Below are 19,195 nucleotides of genomic sequence, written 5' to 3'. Positions count from 1 at the left end.
TATATGGAGATCGGCATAGGCCTAGGACAAGCATGGAGACCCGCAATATGACCGTGAATGTCACCACCGCCGCGCAGTCCTTCACCCGCCGCCGCCTGCTGGCGGGTGCAGCCGGGGCTGGCACGCTGCTGCTCTTGCCCGCCTGCGCCACCACTGGCGGCTTCAGCATGGTCGAGGCAGTGCGCCGGATGCTGCTGCTCGCCAGTGAGAACGCTTTTGCGCGCCTGACCGAGCCGGGCGGGTTCTGGGATCAGCAGGTTGCGCAGCTTGGCCTTGGTTCGGTGCTGGGCGCGCGCGGCGATGTGCTTTCGCGTATTCTTACCTCGGGGCTGGTAAAGGATCAGCTGGAAGACCGCTTTGCCAATCTCGCCATTGACGCCAGCTTCCGCGCGGCGCCGGTGGTGACCGATGCAATTCAGGTGATCGGCCTGGAAAATGCCATCGATCTGGTGCGCGGCGGCCCGAACGCGGCGAGCGATTTCCTGCGCGCCGAGATGGGTTCGGCACTGATCGATGCAATGGTGCCGGAATTGGGGCAGGCGATGCGTCTGAGCCGCGATCCGTTGCTGGGCCAGGCGCTGGGCTCGCTTACAGGAGTCGATGTGGCCGGGGTCGCCGACCGTTTCGGACGGCAGGTCGATGATGCCATCTGGGGCGAAATCGCGCGCGAGGAAGCCGCGATCCGCGCGCGGCCCGAAGACACCCGCGATCCGGTGCTGATCGGCGTGTTCGGCGGACTCGGACGGATCTAGAAGCGGTAGATCAGCGTCGCCTGAGGAATGTGGCTTACCCGGTCGGGCCGTGGGCCGCGCGGGAAGACAACCAGCCAGTAGATCGCGCCCACTTCCAGATTGGGCGCGGCGCGGTGGATGAGGTTCGTCTGGAAGCGCCATTGCTCGGTCGAACGGCCTTCGTCTGCGCGGCGCGATTGCATGATGCCGAGCCATTCGACCCCGGCCGAAGCGCGCCAGTTGTTGGCGATCGGCTGATTATAGGTGAAGCGCTGGCGCAGACGCAGTTCCATCCGGTCTGCCCCGTCGAAAAAGCGTTGTTCCAGCCGGGTGCGCGCCTCGATCCGGCCCACAATGACGGTGGCCTGCTGGTGCGTGCGAATCTCGGTCAGGCCGGCAGTATCGAACAGCATGATCCCGCCGCCGAGCCGGGTGTTGTCGGCGACCTGCTGTTCCACCATCACACGGATGGTCTGTTGATCGTTGCCGACTTCTTCATCGCCGCGCCAGCGTTGCGTTGCATCGATGGTCAGTGTCGTGCCTTCACCGATCTGGCCTGTGGCGATGGCATTGAGCCAGAATTGCGTGTCTTCTTCGCCCGCCCGCGCTTTCGATGGTTGCCAAGCCGCCAGCATGGCGGCAAGCAGCAGCGCAGATCGCATCGGCCCAAGAGTCATGCGCTGCCCCATAGGCTTGCCGACCCGTGCTGGCTATCGCAACTTTACCGGAGTGAACCCCATGAAATTCTTCGCCGACACTGCCGAAATCGACGCGATCAAGGATCTCGCCGCCACCGGCCTGCTCGACGGGGTGACGACCAACCCCTCGCTGATCGCCAAGTCGGGGCGGGATTTCATGGAGGTTACCCGCGAAATCTGCGGCATCGTCGACGGCCCGGTCAGCGCCGAAGTGGTGGCGCTCGATCACGCGACGATGATGAAAGAGGCTGAAGTCCTCAGGAAGATCGCCGACAATGTCTGCATCAAGGTGCCGCTGACGGTCGATGGCCTCAAGACCTGCAAGGCGCTCACCGGCGAAGGCACGATGGTCAATGTGACCCTGTGCTTTTCGGCGAATCAGGCGCTGCTGGCGGCCAAGGCGGGGGCGACCTTCATCTCGCCCTTCGTCGGGCGGCATGACGACAATGGCTTTGACGGGATGGACCTGATCGAGGACATCCGCCTGATCTATGACAACTACAATTTCGCCACCGAAATTCTGGTGGCGAGCGTGCGCCACACCACTCATGTGCTGCAGGCGGCCAAGATCGGCGCCGACGTGATGACCGCGCCGCCCAAGGTGATCCACGATCTGTTCAAGCACGTGCTGACCGACAAGGGCATCGAGGGCTTCCTTGCTGACTGGGCCAAGACCGGGCAGAGCATCCTGAAGTAATGGCCGATCAGTCCCCGCTCGATCTGTTCAAGCAGGCGCTCACCGGTGCGAGCCGGGCGATTGCGCGTGACCCTGAGGTTGAGGTCGCGTGGAGCGCCGATGTGCCGGGCGCGGCGGGCAACCGCTTTCGCGTGCCGCTGCCGGGCCGCGATCTGCCGGCCGATCAGGTGACCGAGGCGCGCGGCTTTGCCGATAGCTTCGCGCTCAAGCTGCGCCATCACAACGCCGCACTCCACGCCCGCTCTGCCCCCCCTGAACCCATCGCGCGCGCATGCAGGCGTGCGCTCGCGAGAGCGTGCCGAGCCTCGCGGTCAGCCGCGCCCCCCCTGAACCCATCGCGCGCGCATGCTACGATGCGATCGAGCAGGTGCGTTACGAGGCGCTCGGTGCGAACCGCTTTGGCGGGATCAAGGCCAATCTCGACGCCGCGACGGAGTTGCGCACCGCCTCCGACAAGATCGTGCGCGCGCAGAATTCCTCGGAAGTCCCCTTGCAGACCGCGCTTGCGCTGCTGGTGCGTGAGGCGCTGACGGGGGAGGCTGTGCCTGCCAAGGCGCAGGGCGGGATCGAGCTGGTGCGCGATTTCCTCGAAGAGAAAGTCGGTGGCGATTTTGCGGGCCTTGCCGACAAGATCGCCGATCAGGAGGCGTTCCAGAAGCTCGCGCTCGACATGCTGCGCGAGCTTGATCTCACTCGCCCCACCGAAGCCCCTGACGAAAGCGATTCGGACGAAGCTGATGATGACGACGCGCCCAGCGATGACGAGCAGGGCGACGACGACAATCAGGGTGAGGGCGATCCCCAGTCGGCCGAAATGGCCGGCGATATGGCCGAAGGCGAGGGCGAGGGGGACGAATCCTCCGACACCCAGACCGACAGCGACATGGCCGAAGGCGAGCCCGGCGACGATAGCGACGCTGCCAACGCTCCGGTGCGCCCCAACCGCCCGCAGGGCGAGATCCCGGTCAGTGTCGATTACAAGGCCTTCACCACCCGCTTCGACGAGGAAGTTGCTGCGCCCGACCTGTGCGATGCCGAGGAACTTGACCGCCTGCGCGCCTATCTCGACAGCCAGCTGACCGGCCTGCAAGGCGTGGTGACGCGCCTCGCCAACCGCTTGCAGCGCCGCCTGATGGCGCAGCAGAACCGCAGCTGGGACTTCGATCAGGAAGAAGGCGTGCTCGATGCCGCGCGCCTCAGCCGCGTGATCGTCTCGCCCGGCACGGCGCTCTCCTACAAGGTCGAGCGCGATGTCGAGTTCAAGGATACCATCGTTACCCTGCTGATCGACAATTCCGGCTCGATGCGCGGACGACCCATCAGCATCGCCGCGATCAGCGCCGATATTCTGGCAAGGACGCTCGAACGCTGCGGGGTCAAGACCGAGATCCTCGGCTTCACCACCCGCGCGTGGAAGGGCGGGCAGAGCCGCGAGGCATGGCTCGCCGACGGCAAGCCCGCCAACCCCGGCCGCCTCAATGATCTTCGCCACATCATCTACAAGCAGGCCGATGAGCCGTGGCGCCGCGCGCGCCGCAATCTCGGCCTGATGATGCGTGAAGGCCTGCTGAAGGAAAACATCGACGGCGAAGCCCTGATCTGGGCGCACAGCCGCCTGCTCTACCGCCCCGAGGAACGCCGCATCCTGATGGTGATCTCCGACGGCGCGCCGGTGGACGATTCGACCCTGAGCGTGAACAGCGCCGGTTACCTCGAAGCGCACCTGCGCAGCGTGATCGAGTGGATCGAGAAGGTCTCGCCAGTGCAACTGGTGGCTATCGGGATCGGCCATGACGTGACGCGCTACTACCGCCGCGCGGTGACGATCATGGACGTGGAACAGCTCGGCGGCACGATCATGGAGCAGCTCGCCGAACTGTTCGAGGACGAGAAGGGCGTGAAAGGGCGCCGTTAGCCGCCCGGCTGATTCCAGTTGACGTGGATCGCGGCTTGGAGGACACCCCGAATCTGAAATAGACGGGGGTCGCCAGGTTGTTATCGTCCATATTGGTGCTGTTGATGCAGCCTGTTGCCGCTGATGCACAGGAAACACAGGCTGCCGGTCAGGTGCCTGTGGCCGGGGATGTGGCGGATAACCCAGAACCTTCTGCCGATGCGCCCGCCGTCCCCGTGTCTGATCTGCTGCTGCCCAAAGGGTATCAGATCCTGATCGCAGTCGAAAAGGAAGTCGGCTCTAAGATCAGCGGCACCGGGCAATCCTTCCCGATCCGTTTGGCGCAGGCCGTCACCATCGACGGGGTCGAGGTGCTGCCCGCCGGAATTACCGGCGAAGGCCAGGTCGTCCACGCCAAGAAGGCTGGCATGGCGGGCTCTGCCGGCGAGCTGGTGTTGGCAGCGCGCTATCTCGACTTCGCCGGCCGCCGGATCGAGCTCAGAAGCTTCAAGTTCATCGAGGAAGGCGACGCCATTCTAAGCCGTGGGCAGAACAATATCGACCTCGCATCAGCCACCAACGCCGTCATCGGGCCGCTGGGCTTTCTGATCGGCGGAGGCAACACTACCATCGCGCCGGGGACACTGGCGACGGCAAAGACACGCAACGACGAGGCGTTTGACCGGCCCGCCGCTGCGCCAGAAGAGCACGACCGGTCTAACGAGGAGGGAATGCCATGAAGAAACTTGTCGCCGCCATCGCGATTGCCGCTGCCATGCCGGTTGCGACGGCGGTCACCGCTCCTGCGGCGCTGGCACAGGCCGAAGGCGGGTTTGAAATCCCCACACCGCCGGAAGGCAAGGGCCAGATCATCTTCTACCGGACCGGAGGCCTGAGCGGAGCTGCGCTCGGCTGCGCGGTGTTTGATGTGGGTGCCGAAGACAAGCTCAGCTCGCTGGGTGCGGGGCGCTATTTCGTGTTGGTGTCCGAACCCGGCCCGCGCAGTTTCACCGTCAAGTCGCTTGAAACCAAGGACGCGCTGACGCTGGAGATCGAGCCGGACGAGACCCAGTTCGTGCGCTGCAAGATCAAGTCGGGCTTCATGTCGGGCCGTGCGGATATCGCGCCGAGCACCGAGAACGAGTTCCGTTCGAAGTACAAGAATCCCAAGCTGGTCGATGGTGACGACATGTCGGAAGCGGTGCGCGCGACCAACTATCCGCAATAAGCCGCGATCCATCCCAGGATCGCAGATTTGCAGGGCCGCTGGCGATTTTGTCGCTTGCGGCCCTGCTGTTTCGCGGGGAAGAAGACGGCCCGCCTGATTGGAAAGACCGGAAAGTAACCCAGCATGAACGTCACCGAAGCCGTCACCACCCGCCGTTCGATCCGGGCGTTTCTCGACAAGCCGGTCGATCTCGAAACCCTGACCCGGGTAATGGACAAAGCGCGCTGGGCGGCGTCGGGCTGCAATTACCAGCCGTGGGAAGCCAGCATCGTCACCGGCCAGCCGCTCAAGGATTTGCAGGCGAAGATCACCTCGTCAGCGCCCCAGCAGGCCGAATATGACTGGGCCGCGCCGGGGCAGGAGGATGCCTACAAGGAACGCCTGAACGCGGTGTCTGCCGGGATGTTCGGCGCGATGGGCATTGCCCGTGATGATGGCGCAGGGCGCATGGCGGCGATGATGAAGAACGCGGTGAGCTTCGATGCGCCGGCGGTATTGTTCGTCTATTTCCCGCGGCTGATGAAGGAAGCCCAATGGTCGGATACCGGCATGTGGCTCCAGACCGTCGCCCTGCTGCTGCGCGAGGAGGGGCTGGATAGCTGCTTTCAGGAATACATGGCGCTCTATGCCAATGTGATCCGCGAGTTTCTCGGTCTCGATCACGAACGCTACATGTTCTTCTGCGGCATGGCGATCGGCTACCGCGACCCGGATGCGCCGGTGAACAATTTCGAGCGCCAGAGGGTGCCGCTGGCGGAGCAGGTGAAGTTCATCGGTTTCGAGTGAGAGAATTGACGCGGGGCGCGTGGCTGGCCAAAGCGCGCGCATGACCGACGCGCCGCTCAAGCTGTTCAACTCGCTCACCCGCACACTCGAGGTGTTCGAGCCCGTCCACCCAGGGGAAGCGCGCGTCTATTCCTGCGGGCCGACGGTTTATAACTACCCCCATATCGGCAATATGCGCGCCTATGTGTTTGCCGATGTGCTGGGGCGGACGCTGACGTGGAAGGGGCTGAAGCTCACCCACGTCATCAACATCACCGATGTGGGCCACCTCACCGACGATGCCGACGCGGGCGAGGACAAGATGGAGAAGATGGCGGCCGAGCGCGCCCAATCCATCTGGGACATCGCCGAGCACTACAAGCAGGCCTATTGGGCCGATGTGCGCGCGCTCAACATACGTCAGCCGGCGCAGTGGACAGTCGCCACCGACTACGTCCCGCAGATGATCGAGTTCGCCAAGGGCATCGCGGACAAGCATTGCTACGAGCTGGAGAGCGGGCTCTATTTCGACGTTTCTACCGTTGCCGATTACGGGCGACTGGCGCGAGCCAACACCGAGGAGGGCGAGGGCCGGATCGAAGCGGTCGAAGGCAAGCGCAACGCCGCCGACTTCGCGATCTGGCGCAAGACCCCGCCGGGCGAGACGCGGCAGATGGAATGGGATTCGCCGTGGGGCAAGGGCGCTCCCGGCTGGCATCTCGAATGCTCGGTCATGAGCGGCGAGGTGCTGGGCTTTCCCTTCGACATCCACACTGGCGGGATCGATCACCGCGAAATCCATCACCCCAACGAGATCGCGCAGAATCAGGCGCATTGCTGCACCAATGGCTTGGATGACCCGAGGAATTCGGGCGCGCGGATCTGGATGCACAACAACTTCCTCGTCGAACGTTCGGGGAAGATGTCGAAGTCTTCCGGAGAGTTCCTGCGGCTGCAATTGCTGATCGACAGGGGCTATCACCCGCTGGCTTACCGGCTGATGTGCCTGCAGGCGCATTACCGCTCGGAGCTGGAGTTCTCGTGGGAGGGCTTGGGCGCGGCGCTGACGCGGTTGAAGCGGATGGTCATGGCGTTCGACAAGTGGCACGACAAGCTGTCCGACACCGACGTTCCCGGCGACAGCTGGGAATATGAGCGCGTCACCCGCGATCTGATTGCCCGTTTCGATGCGGCGATTGCGCAGGATCTCAACACTGCCGAAGCGTTGACGGTGCTGGAAGAAATGCTCGGCCTGAAGAAGGTCGCGCCCGAATGCATCGTGACGGCGGCGGTCAGGATGGACAGCGTGCTGGGCCTCGACCTCGGCAGACTGGAGCGCGCCGACCTGCGCATCCGCCCGAAGTCGGCGACCATCACCGAGGCCGAAATCGAAGCCGCGCTCGCCCGCCGCACGGAGGCGCGTGCCGCCAAGGACTTCGCCACCTCCGATGCGATCCGCGACGAACTCGCAGCCGCGGGCGTCGAGGTGATGGACGGCGATCCGCTCGGATGGGAGTGGAAGCTCGGCTGAACCCCATCCCGTTCGTGTCGAGCGTAGTCGAGACACCTTCGCGCCGCCTCTCGACTTCGCTCGAGGCGAACGGATAAGGAATGAACATGACAGCACGACCCGTCACGCTCGCGATTTCCGGCCTTATCCGCCCGATGCTCGAACCGCACCTGCCGGCGGGCCTCGACGTGCGCTGGTTCATGACCCACGAAGAGGCGCTCGAGGCGGTTGCCGAGGCGGAAATCGGCTGGTTCGATTCCAACAGCAAGGAGGACATGGTCCGCTCGCTGATGGCGGCGAAGAAGCTCAAATGGCTCAACTCGATCTACGCCGGGCTCGATTTCCTGCCGATGGACGTGCTGATAGAGCGCGGGATCACCGTCACCAACGGGGCCGGGATCAATGCCATCACCATCGCCGAATATGTCGTCATGGGGATGCTCAATATCGCCAAGGGCTACCGCGAGGTGGTGCGCGCGCAGGAACGGCATGAATGGCTGTTCGATTCGCCCGGCAAGCGCGAGCTGGCGGGGTCGAAGGCGCTGCTGCTGGGCTATGGCGCGATTGGCAAGCTGATCCAGCCGCGGCTGGAGGCGTTCGATGTGGAGGTCACGGTCGTTCGCCGCTCTGGGGGGGAGGGCGTGCTGCGCCCCCACGAATGGCGCGCCCGCCTTGGCGAGTTCGACTGGGTGATCCTAGCCGTCCCCGCCACGCCCGAGACCGAAGGGATGATTGGCGCTGCGGAACTGGCGGCGATGAAATCCGATGCCGTCATCGTCAACATCGCCCGCGGGAGCGTGATCGACCAGCCAGCGCTCGTCCAAGCGCTGGAAAAGAAGGCGATCGGGGCTGCATTTCTCGATGTCACCACGCCTGAGCCGCTGCCCGCCGACCACCCGTTGTGGAGCCTCGATAACGCCCACATCACCATGCACCTGTCGGGCCGCGCACAGGACAAGATGTTTCTGCGTAGCGGTCAACGCTTCCTTGATAATCTCGCCAAATATCTGCGCGGAGAGCCGGTCGCGCCGGTGTTTGACCCGCGTCTGGGCTACTGATTTCCCGCCTGCGCCTTGCGGCTTGGCGCATTTCTGCAATACTCCCCGCCGCGTCCGCTCCATCATGGAGGGGTCACACTGCTTGGCTATCCGCAAGGGGGCGGATCGCCGGAGGCCTTCGCCTCTCGCAGTGCATCTTGGGGGGAAATCATCATGAGCGACACCAAAAAGGCATCGGACCTGTTCATCGAATGCCTCGAAGCCGAGGGCGTCGAGTATATCTTCGGCGTACCGGGGGAGGAGAACCTCGATTTCCTCGAAAGCCTGTCACACTCGACAAAGATCAAGCTGATCCTCACCCGTCATGAACAGGGCGCGGGCTTTATGGCCGCAACCTATGGCCGCCACACCGGCAAGACCGGGGTGTTTCTGGCAACGCTCGGCCCCGGCGCGACCAACATGGTAACCGCGGTCGCCTATTCGCAATTGGGCGGGATGCCGACACTGGCGATCACCGGGCAGAAGCCGATCAAGAAATCGAAGCAGGGCCGCTTCCAGATCCTCGAAGTGGTGGCGATGATGAGCCCGATCACCAAATACGCCCACCAGCTGGCGAGCGCCGACAACATTCCCAGCCGCGTGCGTGAGGCGATCCGCCTGGCCGAGGAGGAAAAGCCCGGCGCGGTGCATCTCGAATTCCCCGAGGATATTGCCGAGGAACACACCAGCAGCAGGCCGCTCGCGCCCAGCCTTGCCCGACGCCCTTCGGCAGAGGCCAAGGCGGTGCGGCAGGCGGTGCTGGCACTTGAGGGGGCGAAGAAGCCGATTCTCGTGATCGGCGCAGGCGCGAACCGCAAGATGACCGGGCGGATGCTCCGCCAGTTCATCGACAAGACCGGCATTCCCTTTGTCACCACCCAGATGGGCAAGGGCGTGGTCGATGAACGCCACCCGCTGTTTCTGGGCTGTGCGGCGCTGTCTGCCGGAGACTTCGTCCACCGCGCGATCGAGGACGCGGACTGCATCGTCAATATCGGTCACGACGTGATCGAAAAGCCGCCTTTCTTCATGAAGAACGATGGTGAGGGCGCGGTCGGATCGGACAGCCCGCCGGTGGTGATCCACGTCTCGACCAAGACCGCCGAGGTCGATCCGGTCTATTTCCCGCATATCGAAGTGATCGGCGACATCGCCAACGCGATCTACCAGATCAAGGAAGACATCGTCCCGCAAGGGCGCTGGGATTTCAAGCGGATGCTCGAATATCGCGCAGCAGAGGTTGCTCACACCGCACCGCTCGCCGCCGATACCCGCTTCCCGATCTTCCCGCCGCATCTGGTGGCGCAGGTGCGCGGCGCGATGCCCGAAGACGGGATCATCTGCCTCGACAACGGGGTCTACAAGATCTGGTTTGCGAGGGGCTACACCGCCTACCTGCCGAATACCGTGCTGCTGGATAATGCGCTGGCGACGATGGGCGCAGGTCTCCCGAGCGCGATGATGAGCGCGATGCTTTACCCCGATCGCAAGGTGATGGCGATCTGCGGCGACGGCGGCTTCATGATGAACTCGCAGGAAATGGAGACCGCGGTGCGATTGGGCCTCAACCTCACCGTGCTGATCCTGCGCGACGATGCCTACGGGATGATCCGCTGGAAGCAGGCCAACATGGGCTTCAAGGATTTCGGCCTGACCTACGGCAATCCCGATTTCGTCGCCTATGCCGAAAGCTACGGCGCGATCGGGCATAGGGTGACCTCGTCCGAGCACCTCACCGATCTGCTCGCTCATTGCCGCGATACGCCGGGGGTGCATCTGATCGATTGCCCGGTCGACTATACCGAGAACGACCAGATCCTGAACATCGACATCAAGCGGTTGTCGAAGGAGCTGTAATCTCGCTTCCCTCCCGCTGGCGGGAGGGGGAAGGACGCCCGATGAAATTGAAAGACACCTACCCGCTCTACCTCAACAACAAGGCGGTGCAGCCCAACACCGATCTTGCGGTGACCGACAAATATACCGGCGAGGTCGCGTTTCGCACCGCGCTGGCGACGCCGGACATCATCGAGGAAGGCATCGCCGGGGCCGTACGCGCCGCCGAGCCGATGGCGCGGCTGGCTTCTTACGAAAAGCAGGACGTACTGATGCATTGCGTCCGGCGGTTCAGGGAACGCTTCGACGAACTCAGCTTTGCCCTGTGCGTCGAGGCGGGCAAGCCGATCAAGGATGCCGAGGGCGAAGTCACGCGCCTGATCGACACCTTCCGCATCGCCGCAGAGGAAGCGGTGCGGAACTACGGGGAAGTCCAGCCGCTCGACATTTCCCCGCGCGCCAAGGGTTACATGGGGATGTGGAAGCGCGTGCCGATCGGGCCGTGCAGCTTCATCAGCCCGTTCAACTTCCCGCTGAACCTCGCCGCGCACAAGATCGCGCCGGCTATCGCGGTCGGCTGCCCCTTCGTGATGAAGCCTGCCTCCAAGACGCCCTTGGGTGCGATCATCATGGGCGAAGTGCTGGCCGAATGCGACGTGCTGCCCGAGGGTGCCTTCAGCATCCTCCCCGCCAGCCGCGACGGCGCGGACCTGTTCACCGAGGACGAGCGGCTGAAGCTGCTCTCCTTCACCGGCTCGCCGGGGGTGGGCTGGGACTTGAAGGCCAAGGCGGGCAAGAAGAAGGTCGTGCTGGAGCTCGGCGGCAATGCCGCCGTCATCATCGACAAGGACGCGGACCTTGCCGACGCGCTCGAGCGGGTGATCTTCGGGGCGTTCTACCAGTCGGGCCAGTCCTGCATCGGGGTGCAGCGCATCCTGATCCACGCCAATGTGTATGACACCTTCAAGGCGATGCTGGTCGAACGCGCGGGAAAACTGATCGCGGGCGACCCCAAGGACCGCGAAACCTTCATCGGCCCGATGATTTCCGACGGCGAGGCAAAGCGGCTGAAGGGCTGGATCGACGACGCCGTAGCAGCAGGCGCGACCCTCTTGTGCGGCGGGGGCCTGACGCGCGGCAATATGCTGGAGGCAACCCTGCTCGAAGGCGTGCCTGAGGATGCCAAGGCGAAGAACGAGGAAGCCTTCGGGCCGCTGGCGATCCTGCAACGCTTCGATGATTTCGACGCCGCGCTGGAGGAGGTCAACAACTCCAAGTTCGGCCTGCAAGCGGGCATCTTCACGCGCGACCTGTTCCAGATGTTCGACGCCTGGGATCGGCTCGATGTCGGCGGCGTGGTGATCAATGACGTGCCGAGCTACCGGGTGGACAATATGCCCTATGGCGGGGTGAAGGATTCAGGCCTGGGCCGCGAGGGCATCCGCTTCGCGATGGAGGACATGAGCGAAATCCGGAATTTGGTCATTCGCAGGACTTAAAGGGCATCGCCTTCCCGGGCTTGACCCGGGACCCCGCTTCTTTGCTGCGGCGAGGAAGTGGCGGGACCCCGGCTCAAGAGCCGGGGAGGCGGGGTTCTCAAATCACCCCTCCTCCAGCAACAACAATACCGCCGTCACCTCCAGTCGCTCCATCGCGCCGAAGCGGTGGTCTACCTTGGTGATGGTGGCATCGGCGACCAGCTGGCCGGGGAGGGTGAATTCATGATCGGGCAGGCGCTCGATCAATTCCTCTCCCGCGACCACCGCATCGGCGCCGCAGAACTCCATTACCACCTCGTGACGGGTGCCCGCGAAGGTGATCGAGGCCCAGGCCTTCTCCTCATGCGCCAGCACCGTACCGGCCCCGCCGGTCAGGCCCAGCACCGCGGCGCGAACCCGGTCGGCAAGGGTTCTGCGCGGGCGCAAGGCGGCGTGCAGCGATTTGATCTCGATGGTGTCAAGATCGGCGAAAATGTGGGCGAAGGGGTCGCGCAGGCTTTCCGTCAGCATCATGCAGCCTCCTTCTGCTCGGCGGCGGCGCAGTCGGCATAGCCCTGCATCCACGCACGGGTGCGCAGCTCGGTCTCGGGGCGCGGGGTGCGGCCCATGCGCAGATCGAGCACGAAGCGCGGGTCATGGGCGGCGAGGCGCCCGAACTTGGTGGCGGGCATGGCATGCGCCCTGAGGAAGGTTTCGATGGTCCGAAGCAGCATGGTTTTGCGTCCCTGAAGTTGCTGGCTGGGTTGGCGATCACCGAGCGATTCGCCCGATGTTCCTGATTTGTTTCAAAACATTTCCTAGGCTATTATCCCCTAGGAGCACGTAATCATGCTAGTTAGTGTCAAGGACTCCCGCATAGTCTGGCGCAATGCTATGGGCGGACCATGCAGCAAGAACGCAGTTTCCTATCGCGGACATGGCCTTACCTCGTGTCCGTCTTTTCCTTCTCTCAGTTTGTTGTGGCGTTCATCTTTGCGCGACTGGGAGAGGTGGATACCGCTTGCGCCATTTCTGGCAGGTCTCCGCGAGAGTGCGGGAGTGGTCCAGTGATTGGCTTTTTAGTAAATCCGCCAGCGTGGTTCATGGCCCTCAGCTTTGCCATCGGCCTTGTGTTTTTTGCCATCGGCGAGCGAAAGGCTCGAAGCCACGGGCTTGCTAAATCGCGCGACCTCTCCGCGATTGAGGGCCGTGTAGCAGCCTTAGAGCAGTCGCTGAAAATGCAACGTGATTTACTCACTGAGGCGATTGAGGAAATGCGCGGCAAGGTAGAAGCTGCTGAAAAGCAAGCATCCTTAGCCATAACGCACGCTGATCAGTTGTACTTTAACCAACATGAGACGGTCGGTAAGGCGGAGAAGCTTCACGCGGAGTTGAGCAAACGCTTTGAAGAAACTATCAAGGGAATGCAGGGTGAAAGCGGAATAGGGTTCCACGCTGCTGATGAAATAAGAAGGGCTAAATCCGAAGCTGAAGAAGCCCTTATTAAACTTGAAGATATTTTGGCAAAGCTGGAAGGGAGGTGGGAGTAACGTGGATACCACACAATCCCGCTTTGACCGCCTCTTAGACGCCATGGCCCATGGCCAAGCCCCTAGCGCGGGAAAGAAACAAGCAACTCAGTCAGCATCGTCGCAGGACGGTGGCGACGGTTGTGACGGAACTCAAATTCGCCCAGATACTTCGAAAGATGCTTCTGGCTGACATGAATGTGAGTGCCGTTGATTGACCGCTTAAGTTGCGCCCAAAAACCTTCGATCCCGTTCACGGTCGCGCCGGTCCTAGGGTTCACATACTCGCCCTTCGAGTGGTTCACGGTCTTGTGTCGATAGTTGTTCCACATGGCGATTTCGCGGTAGCCATGCAGTTCATCAGTGTTGACCGTAGTGTGCGGCTTCACGTGGTCGAGAATGTGCGGGACTAGCGAGACGGTCTTGCGATCCGGCACAATGCGCGTGGTGATGCGGCCATCGCGCTCCTGCATCCCCATAACAATGGTCTTGCCCTTGCCGCCGAAGCCGCCCTTGTCATAGCCGCCGATGAAAGTCTCATCGACCTCCACGACCTTGAACGGCCCACCCATAGGCTCGTCACCGTCCACGACAGCCATATACTTGCGAATTTCGTGGCACATTCTCCAAGCGGTTTTGTAGGTCACACCGATCTGGCGCTCGACTTCCTTGGCGGCAACGCCGTTACGCTTTGAGCAAAACAGGAACATGACAAAGAACCAGTCGCGCAGGCTGGTGCGGGTCGCGTGGAACGGCGTTCCGGCGGTCGGGTAAATCTGATGCCCGCAATACTCGCAACCGTAGGAACGGCGCTTGGCGATGCGGTAGAACTTGGCCGACTTGCCGCACTTCTCGCATTCGTGACGCTCGCCAAAGCGCACCAGTTTGAGATGCTCAAGGCAGCTTTCTTCCGTGGGGAAGCGGTCTTGAAACTGGCGAAGGGTGGGGGCTTTCTGCGTCATAGGGATTGTATGCCACAAAGCCCTACGTGTCGCAAGGGGATAATAGCCATTTCCTACTTGTCTAGGAAAAATCCTTCGCGTAGGATGTTTCCATGTCTTATCCTCCGCAAAATCCCACCCAAGCCCTACAAGGCCCACGCGCCCGCCTGCTGGAATTGTCGCAGGGGAGGGGGGTTAGCCTTGCCGCCCTGTCCGAATTGCTTGGGCGCAATCCGACCTATCTCCAGCAATTCATTCGCAAAGGAAGCCCGCGCAAGCTGGAGGAACAGGACCGCGCCAAGCTCGCCCGGTTTTTCGGGGTGGGCGAGGAGGAGTTGCGAGAGGCGCAGGAAAATTCCTACGAAAGTACCCCTAAGCGCCGCGACGCGGGCGAGTGGGTCGAGGTGCCTCGGCTCGATCTCGGTGCGTCAGCCGGGCCGGGGCGGGTGGCAGGCGGTGAGGGGGCGTTCGACACCTTCCGCTTCTCGCGCCGCTGGCTGGCCGAACAGGGGCTGGAACGCGCGCAGCTATCGGCGATCCGGGTCGAGGGGGATTCGATGGAGCCGCTGCTGAACGACGGCGACGAGATCCTCGTCGACCGCAGCCCCCGCCCGTTCCGCGACGGCATCCACGTGGTACGCCTCGGCGACACGCTGATGGTGAAGCGCGTTGCCAGCGCCGGGGCAGGGCGGGTGGCGCTATTGTCGCAGAACCTCGCCTACCCGCCGGTCGAGGTGGCGGCGGATGAGGTCGAGATCATCGGCCGGGTTGTGTGGAAGGGGGGGCGGGTTTAGCCTACCGCCATGATCGCCACAGCGACCGAATTATTGATGGTAGGCAACCGGCGGGGGCGTCTTTTCGTTCGTCCTGATGGCCTGTTCCAGTTCGCGACCGAGACTTTCAACGAGCCGGACGAAGAATGTGGCGGCTATTGGATGAATGACTATCCGCCATCAGGCATCTATTCCCGTCGAGAGGATGCTGTCGCTGGATTGCAGGCAAAGCTGAACTCAAGGGCCGACCTCGTTCCGACAGAGCCGCTCGACATCGAGTTGGACGTTGGCCCATGGGAAGAGCCAGTGCTGCGCCAATCCTGAAAAATCGCGGTTGCGTATCGCCGACAAAATGCGCAGTCCCGCTTACATGACCGACCAACCCACACTCCCCATGCGCGCCGCGATCATTCCTGTGACGCCGCTGCAACAGAACTGCTCGCTGATCTGGTGCACCAAGACCATGAAAGGCGCGCTGGTCGATCCGGGCGGGGATCTCGACAAGCTCAAGGAGGCCGTCGCCAAGGCGGGCGTCACGCTCGAAAAGCTGCTCGTCACCCACGGGCATCTCGACCATTGCGGGCAGACCGGGATGCTGGCGGACGAGTTGGGCCTGCCCATCGAAGGCCCGCACGAGGATGACCGCTTCTGGATCGACCAATTGGACGATGACGGCCCGCGCTGGGGGATGGTCGCCAAGAGCTTTACGCCGACCCGTTGGCTGAAGCACGGCGACACGGTGACGGTGGGGGAACTCACCTTGGACGTGATCCACTGCCCCGGCCACACGCCGGGCCACGTGGTATTCTACCACGCGCCGAGCCGCTTCGCGATCGTCGGGGACGTGCTGTTTCAGGGCTCTATCGGCCGCACCGATTTTCCGCGCGGCAATCATCAGGATTTGATCGATAGCATCACCCAGCGCCTCTGGCCGCTCGGCGAAGACGTGATGTTCATCCCCGGCCACGGCCCCACCAGCACCTTCGGGCGAGAGCGCAAGACCAATGCTTTCGTGAGCGATTACGCGCTTTCTTGATTTCGCACGCCGTCCGGCGTGCGGCATCCTCGCTCACACGGCCTGACGGCCGCGTCACTGCGGGCGCGCGGTCGCGCTTGCGGCCCGCTCTTTGGCGGGCCGATCAGCGCCACACTTTGAGTGGACTACATCACCCCCGCTGCCACCAGCGCCGCCACCACGGCGAGACCCAGCAGAACCAGCATCGTCACCAGTGTGCCGATCATCCGGCCCCAGCCCCAGTTGCCGCCGTCCATGCCGAAGCCGTGCAACACCCGGCCGATCATGTAGGCCGCCGCGACATAGGCTAGCCACCCGTCGCCTGCGTCCGCCAGTTCCAGCGCCGCGATGAGTACAAGCACGAAGGGCGTGTTCTCGACGAAGTTTGCCTGCGCGCGCATCCGGCGCTGAAGGCTTTCGTTGCCGCCGTCACCCACGCTGATCGACAGCGCGCGGCGCACCGCGCCGATGCGGATCGACAGCCAGATGTTGAGCAAGGCAGCCGCCGCAGCAGCAGCAAGCGTTACAGTCAGCGCGGTCATGGTGAGATCCCCTCGAAGTTTGCGACGCCGTGCTAGGGCGCGGCCACGCGGGTTGCAACGTGCGATTTTTCCGCTATAGCGCGCGGCTTCCCGCCACTGCTGGCCAAGGAATGCGCGCACCCGCTTGCTGCTTGTGCGCGCTCGTTCCTTGCCGTAAGGGCGGCCTTCGAGAATCACAGGCGCCGTCAGCAACAGGCGGTGGCGCTACACGCAAGTTATTTGAGGAATTGGTGCCGCCATGGCTGTCCCCAAGAGAAAAGTATCGCCTTCCCGTCGCGGCATGCGTCGTTCGCACGATGCCCTCAAGGTCGAGGCGTTTCACGAATGCCCGAACTGCGGCGAGCTGAAGCGCCCGCACAATATCTGCGGCCACTGCGGCCACTATAACGGGCGTCAGGTTGTCGCCGTCGGCTGATTGCCGCTGGCCCCGACGATAGACCGGAGATGAGCACCATGAGCCTGCCGCGTATCGCTGTTGATGCGATGGGCGGTGATGAAGGCGTGCGCGTGATGGTCGAAGGCGCGGCTCTTGCCCGCCGGGATCACGACAAGTTCAAGTTCCTGCTGGTTGGTGATGGGGCGCGGATCGAAGCCGCGCTGGAGAACCATCCGAACCTGCGCGCCGCCTCGGAAATCCTGCATTGCGATGACGTAGTGGGTGGGGATGAACTGCCCAGCAAGGCGATCCGCCGCGCCAAGACAACCTCGATGGGCCTCGCCGTCAACGCCGTGAAGACCGGTGAGGCCGGTGCTGCCGTCAGCGCGGGCAATACCGGCGCGCTGATGGCGATGAGCAAGCTTGCGCTGCGCACCATGCCGGGGATCGACCGCCCGGCGCTCGCGGCGATCATGCCGACCTTGCAGGCGCATGACGTGGTGATGCTTGATCTGGGTGCCAACACCGAAGCTGATGCCCGCAATCTCGTGCAATTCGCGGTGATGGGTGCGGCCTATTCGCGCATCGTCAACGGCTTCGACAAGCCGGTGGTGCGGCTGCTCAATATCGGCACCGAGGAAATCAAGGGCACCGAGGCATTGCGCGATGCCGCCGCGATGCTCACCGCTGCTTCTGCCGACGGTGGCCTCGCGCTGCAATTTGATGGCTTTGTGGAAAGCGACAAGATCAACCGGGGCGAGACCCATGTGGTCGTGACCGACGGCTTTTCCGGCAATATTGCGCTCAAGGCGATCGAAGGGTCGGCGCGTTTCGTGACCGACCTGCTGCGTCAGGCCTTCACGTCCTCGCTGCGTTCGAAGATCGGCTTTCTGGTCTCGCGCCCGGCGACCGAGCTGTTGAAGCACCATCTCGATCCCAACAACCACAATGGCGCGGTGTTCCTCGGCCTCAATGGGGTGGTCGTCAAAAGCCACGGCAGCGCGACGGCCAAGGGTGTGGCGCACGCAGTGGCGGTGACAGCGCGGCTGCTCGAAAACAAGCTGACAGAGCGGATCGCCGATGATCTGTCGCGGCTGGGCGAAGGCGCGCTGACCCGCAATGGTCGCACGCGGCCAGCGGCGAAGGACGGCGAGGCAACCCAGTGAGCCAGGGCAAGGTGAGCGGCTCACGTGTTCTTGGCACAGGTTCGGCCCTGCCGCGCCGGGTCGTGACCAATGCGGAGCTGGCCGAGCGGGTCGACACGTCGGATGAATGGATCGCGGCGCGCACCGGTATCCGACAGCGGCACATCGCCGGAGATGACGAAACCACCGCCACGCTCGCCACCGCCGCGGCGCGGGCGGCACTGGCGGATGCAGGGGTTGATGCGGCCAGTATCGGGCTGATCGTGCTTGCCACAGCGACGCCCGACAACACCTTTCCCGCCACCGCCACCAAGGTGCAGCACGCGCTGGGCTGCAATGGCGGCATTGCATTCGATGTCGCGGCGGTATGCTCGGGCTTTCTTTATGCCCTGAGTGTTGCCGACTCGATGCTGAAGACCGGCATGGCCAAACGCGCGTTGGTTATCGGCGCGGAAACCTTCAGCCGCATCCTTGATTGGGAAGACCGCACAACCTGCGTTCTGTTCGGTGACGGGGCCGGGGCGGTGGTGCTCGAAGCGCCGTCGGACGACAGCGCCGGTCAGGGCATCCTCGGCACGCGGCTGCATGCCGATGGTGCGCAGCACGATCTGCTCTATGTCGATGGCGGGCCTTCGACCACACAGACCGTCGGCCATGTGCGGATGCGCGGTCAGGAGGTGTTCCGCCACGCGGTCGTCAACCTCGCCGATGTCCTGAAGGAAGTGCTTGAAGATACAGGCGTAACGCCTGAAGATCTCGATTGGGTCGTGCCGCATCAGGCCAATGCCCGGATCCTCGATGCGACCGCAAGGAAGCTCGGTATTGCGCCTGAAAAGGTCGTCGTGACGGTGCAGAATCATGCCAACACTTCGGCGGCGTCGGTGCCGCTCGCGCTCGATACCGCGCGCAAGGACGGACGCATAAAGGCAGGCGATCTAGTGATGCTGGAGGCGATGGGCGGCGGTTTTACCTGGGGTGCCAGCCTGATCCGCATGTGATC

Annotated in this window: 21 protein-coding genes and 1 pseudogene; 17 read left to right on the top strand and 5 right to left on the bottom strand. The window is 63.3% G+C overall.

The genetic code is table 11. The features are described from left to right. Window positions 1-32 precede the first annotated feature (32 nt). Window positions 33-752 (top strand): DUF4197 domain-containing protein, encoded by a 720-nt coding sequence (locus tag CHX26_RS13340; protein WP_233997163.1) that lies wholly within the window; start codon window positions 33-35, stop codon window positions 750-752. On the opposite strand, the gene CHX26_RS13335 is transcribed toward CHX26_RS13340, so the two are convergent. After that, window positions 749-1,408: a DUF2490 domain-containing protein gene (locus tag CHX26_RS13335; RefSeq protein ID WP_172449844.1), complete on the bottom strand. Its 660-nt coding sequence runs from the start codon at window positions 1,406-1,408 to the stop codon at window positions 749-751. The genes CHX26_RS13340 and CHX26_RS13335 overlap by 4 nt on opposite strands. 61 nt (window positions 1,409-1,469) lie before the next feature. Here CHX26_RS13335 and fsa point away from each other — a divergent pair, with 61 nt between their 5' ends. The 9 genes and pseudogenes from fsa to CHX26_RS13290 all read left to right on the top strand — a co-directional run bounded on the left by fsa (window position 1,470) and on the right by CHX26_RS13290 (window position 11,895). After that, window positions 1,470-2,126 (top strand): fructose-6-phosphate aldolase, encoded by a 657-nt coding sequence (fsa, locus tag CHX26_RS13330; RefSeq protein WP_104943437.1) that lies wholly within the window; start codon window positions 1,470-1,472, stop codon window positions 2,124-2,126. Further along, window positions 2,126-4,041, top strand: a pseudogene (cobT, locus tag CHX26_RS13325) (cobaltochelatase subunit CobT). Before fsa ends, cobT begins: the two are co-directional and overlap by 1 nt. A gap of 104 nt (window positions 4,042-4,145) precedes the next feature. Further along, complete coding sequence (locus tag CHX26_RS13320; RefSeq protein ID WP_104942785.1) at window positions 4,146-4,760, top strand: hypothetical protein; 615 nt, start codon at window positions 4,146-4,148, stop codon at window positions 4,758-4,760. Then, window positions 4,757-5,248, top strand: a complete 492-nt coding sequence (locus tag CHX26_RS13315) for a hypothetical protein (protein WP_104942784.1) — start codon at window positions 4,757-4,759, stop codon at window positions 5,246-5,248. The genes CHX26_RS13320 and CHX26_RS13315 overlap by 4 nt, the downstream gene beginning before the upstream one ends. Before the next feature lie 123 nt (window positions 5,249-5,371). Then, window positions 5,372-6,034 carry a nitroreductase gene (locus tag CHX26_RS13310; RefSeq protein WP_104942783.1) on the top strand — a complete coding sequence of 221 codons (663 nt, stop codon included), beginning with the start codon at window positions 5,372-5,374 and terminating at the stop codon, window positions 6,032-6,034. Between the two features lie 40 nt (window positions 6,035-6,074). Then, window positions 6,075-7,544 carry a cysteine--tRNA ligase gene (gene cysS, locus CHX26_RS13305; protein ID WP_104942782.1) on the top strand — a complete coding sequence of 490 codons (1,470 nt, stop codon included), beginning with the start codon at window positions 6,075-6,077 and terminating at the stop codon, window positions 7,542-7,544. Between the two features lie 86 nt (window positions 7,545-7,630). Further along, complete coding sequence (locus CHX26_RS13300; protein WP_104943436.1) at window positions 7,631-8,581, top strand: D-2-hydroxyacid dehydrogenase; 951 nt, start codon at window positions 7,631-7,633, stop codon at window positions 8,579-8,581. Window positions 8,582-8,734: 153 nt separating this feature from the next. Next, the gene (locus CHX26_RS13295) at window positions 8,735-10,417 is read left to right on the top strand and encodes an acetolactate synthase large subunit (protein WP_104942781.1); all 1,683 of its coding nucleotides are present in this window, start codon (window positions 8,735-8,737) and stop codon (window positions 10,415-10,417) included. A gap of 41 nt (window positions 10,418-10,458) precedes the next feature. Further along, window positions 10,459-11,895, top strand: a complete 1,437-nt coding sequence (locus CHX26_RS13290) for an aldehyde dehydrogenase family protein (RefSeq protein ID WP_104942780.1) — start codon at window positions 10,459-10,461, stop codon at window positions 11,893-11,895. Between the two features lie 102 nt (window positions 11,896-11,997). Here the strand turns inward: CHX26_RS13290 and CHX26_RS13285 are convergent, their stop codons facing one another. Continuing rightward, window positions 11,998-12,408 (bottom strand): hypothetical protein, encoded by a 411-nt coding sequence (locus tag CHX26_RS13285; protein ID WP_104942779.1) that lies wholly within the window; start codon window positions 12,406-12,408, stop codon window positions 11,998-12,000. After that, window positions 12,405-12,608 carry a hypothetical protein gene (locus CHX26_RS13280; protein WP_104942778.1) on the bottom strand — a complete coding sequence of 68 codons (204 nt, stop codon included), beginning with the start codon at window positions 12,606-12,608 and terminating at the stop codon, window positions 12,405-12,407. Before CHX26_RS13280 ends, CHX26_RS13285 begins: the two co-directional genes overlap by 4 nt. 369 nt (window positions 12,609-12,977) lie before the next feature. Between CHX26_RS13280 and CHX26_RS13275 the strand changes: the two genes are divergently transcribed. Next, window positions 12,978-13,424, top strand: a complete 447-nt coding sequence (locus CHX26_RS13275; protein WP_104942777.1) for a hypothetical protein — start codon at window positions 12,978-12,980, stop codon at window positions 13,422-13,424. 62 nt (window positions 13,425-13,486) lie between these two features. Here CHX26_RS13275 and CHX26_RS13270 read toward each other — a convergent pair whose 3' ends face one another. Further along, a complete protein-coding gene (locus tag CHX26_RS13270) occupies window positions 13,487-14,365 on the bottom strand; it encodes an IS1595 family transposase (protein WP_104942776.1) in 879 nt (292 codons plus the stop codon). Window positions 14,366-14,457: 92 nt separating this feature from the next. Here CHX26_RS13270 and CHX26_RS13265 point away from each other — a divergent pair, with 92 nt between their 5' ends. From CHX26_RS13265 to CHX26_RS13255, 3 genes are read left to right on the top strand one after another with little or no spacing between them, the layout of a single operon-like run. Then, on the top strand, window positions 14,458-15,138 hold the full coding sequence (locus tag CHX26_RS13265) for a S24 family peptidase (RefSeq protein WP_104942775.1): 681 nt from the start codon (window positions 14,458-14,460) through the stop codon (window positions 15,136-15,138). Between the two features lie 9 nt (window positions 15,139-15,147). Then, window positions 15,148-15,441, top strand: a complete 294-nt coding sequence (locus CHX26_RS13260; protein ID WP_104942774.1) for a hypothetical protein — start codon at window positions 15,148-15,150, stop codon at window positions 15,439-15,441. A gap of 46 nt (window positions 15,442-15,487) precedes the next feature. Beyond that, the gene (locus CHX26_RS13255) at window positions 15,488-16,153 is read left to right on the top strand and encodes an MBL fold metallo-hydrolase (protein WP_104942773.1); all 666 of its coding nucleotides are present in this window, start codon (window positions 15,488-15,490) and stop codon (window positions 16,151-16,153) included. Window positions 16,154-16,278: 125 nt separating this feature from the next. Here the strand turns inward: CHX26_RS13255 and CHX26_RS13250 are convergent, their stop codons facing one another. Next, the gene (locus tag CHX26_RS13250) at window positions 16,279-16,674 is read right to left on the bottom strand and encodes an MAPEG family protein (RefSeq protein WP_104943435.1); all 396 of its coding nucleotides are present in this window, start codon (window positions 16,672-16,674) and stop codon (window positions 16,279-16,281) included. 238 nt (window positions 16,675-16,912) lie between these two features. On the opposite strand from CHX26_RS13250, the gene rpmF reads away from it, so the two are divergent. The 3 genes from rpmF to CHX26_RS13235 are packed head-to-tail and all read left to right on the top strand — an operon-like array spanning window position 16,913 to window position 19,193. Next, window positions 16,913-17,089, top strand: a complete 177-nt coding sequence (gene rpmF, locus CHX26_RS13245; protein WP_086736123.1) for a 50S ribosomal protein L32 — start codon at window positions 16,913-16,915, stop codon at window positions 17,087-17,089. A gap of 38 nt (window positions 17,090-17,127) precedes the next feature. Next, window positions 17,128-18,216, top strand: coding sequence for a phosphate acyltransferase PlsX (gene plsX, locus CHX26_RS13240; protein WP_104943434.1), 1,089 nt, complete (start codon window positions 17,128-17,130; stop codon window positions 18,214-18,216). Window positions 18,217-18,227: 11 nt separating this feature from the next. After that, window positions 18,228-19,193, top strand: coding sequence for a beta-ketoacyl-ACP synthase III (locus CHX26_RS13235; protein WP_104943433.1), 966 nt, complete (start codon window positions 18,228-18,230; stop codon window positions 19,191-19,193). Window positions 19,194-19,195: the final 2 nt, after the last annotated feature.

Source organism: Porphyrobacter sp. HT-58-2 (genome assembly GCF_002952215.1).
Taxonomy (GTDB): Bacteria; Pseudomonadota; Alphaproteobacteria; order Sphingomonadales; family Sphingomonadaceae; genus Erythrobacter.
Note: the sequence above shows the minus strand (reverse complement) of the source record. Positions and strands in the feature narration are given on the sequence as shown.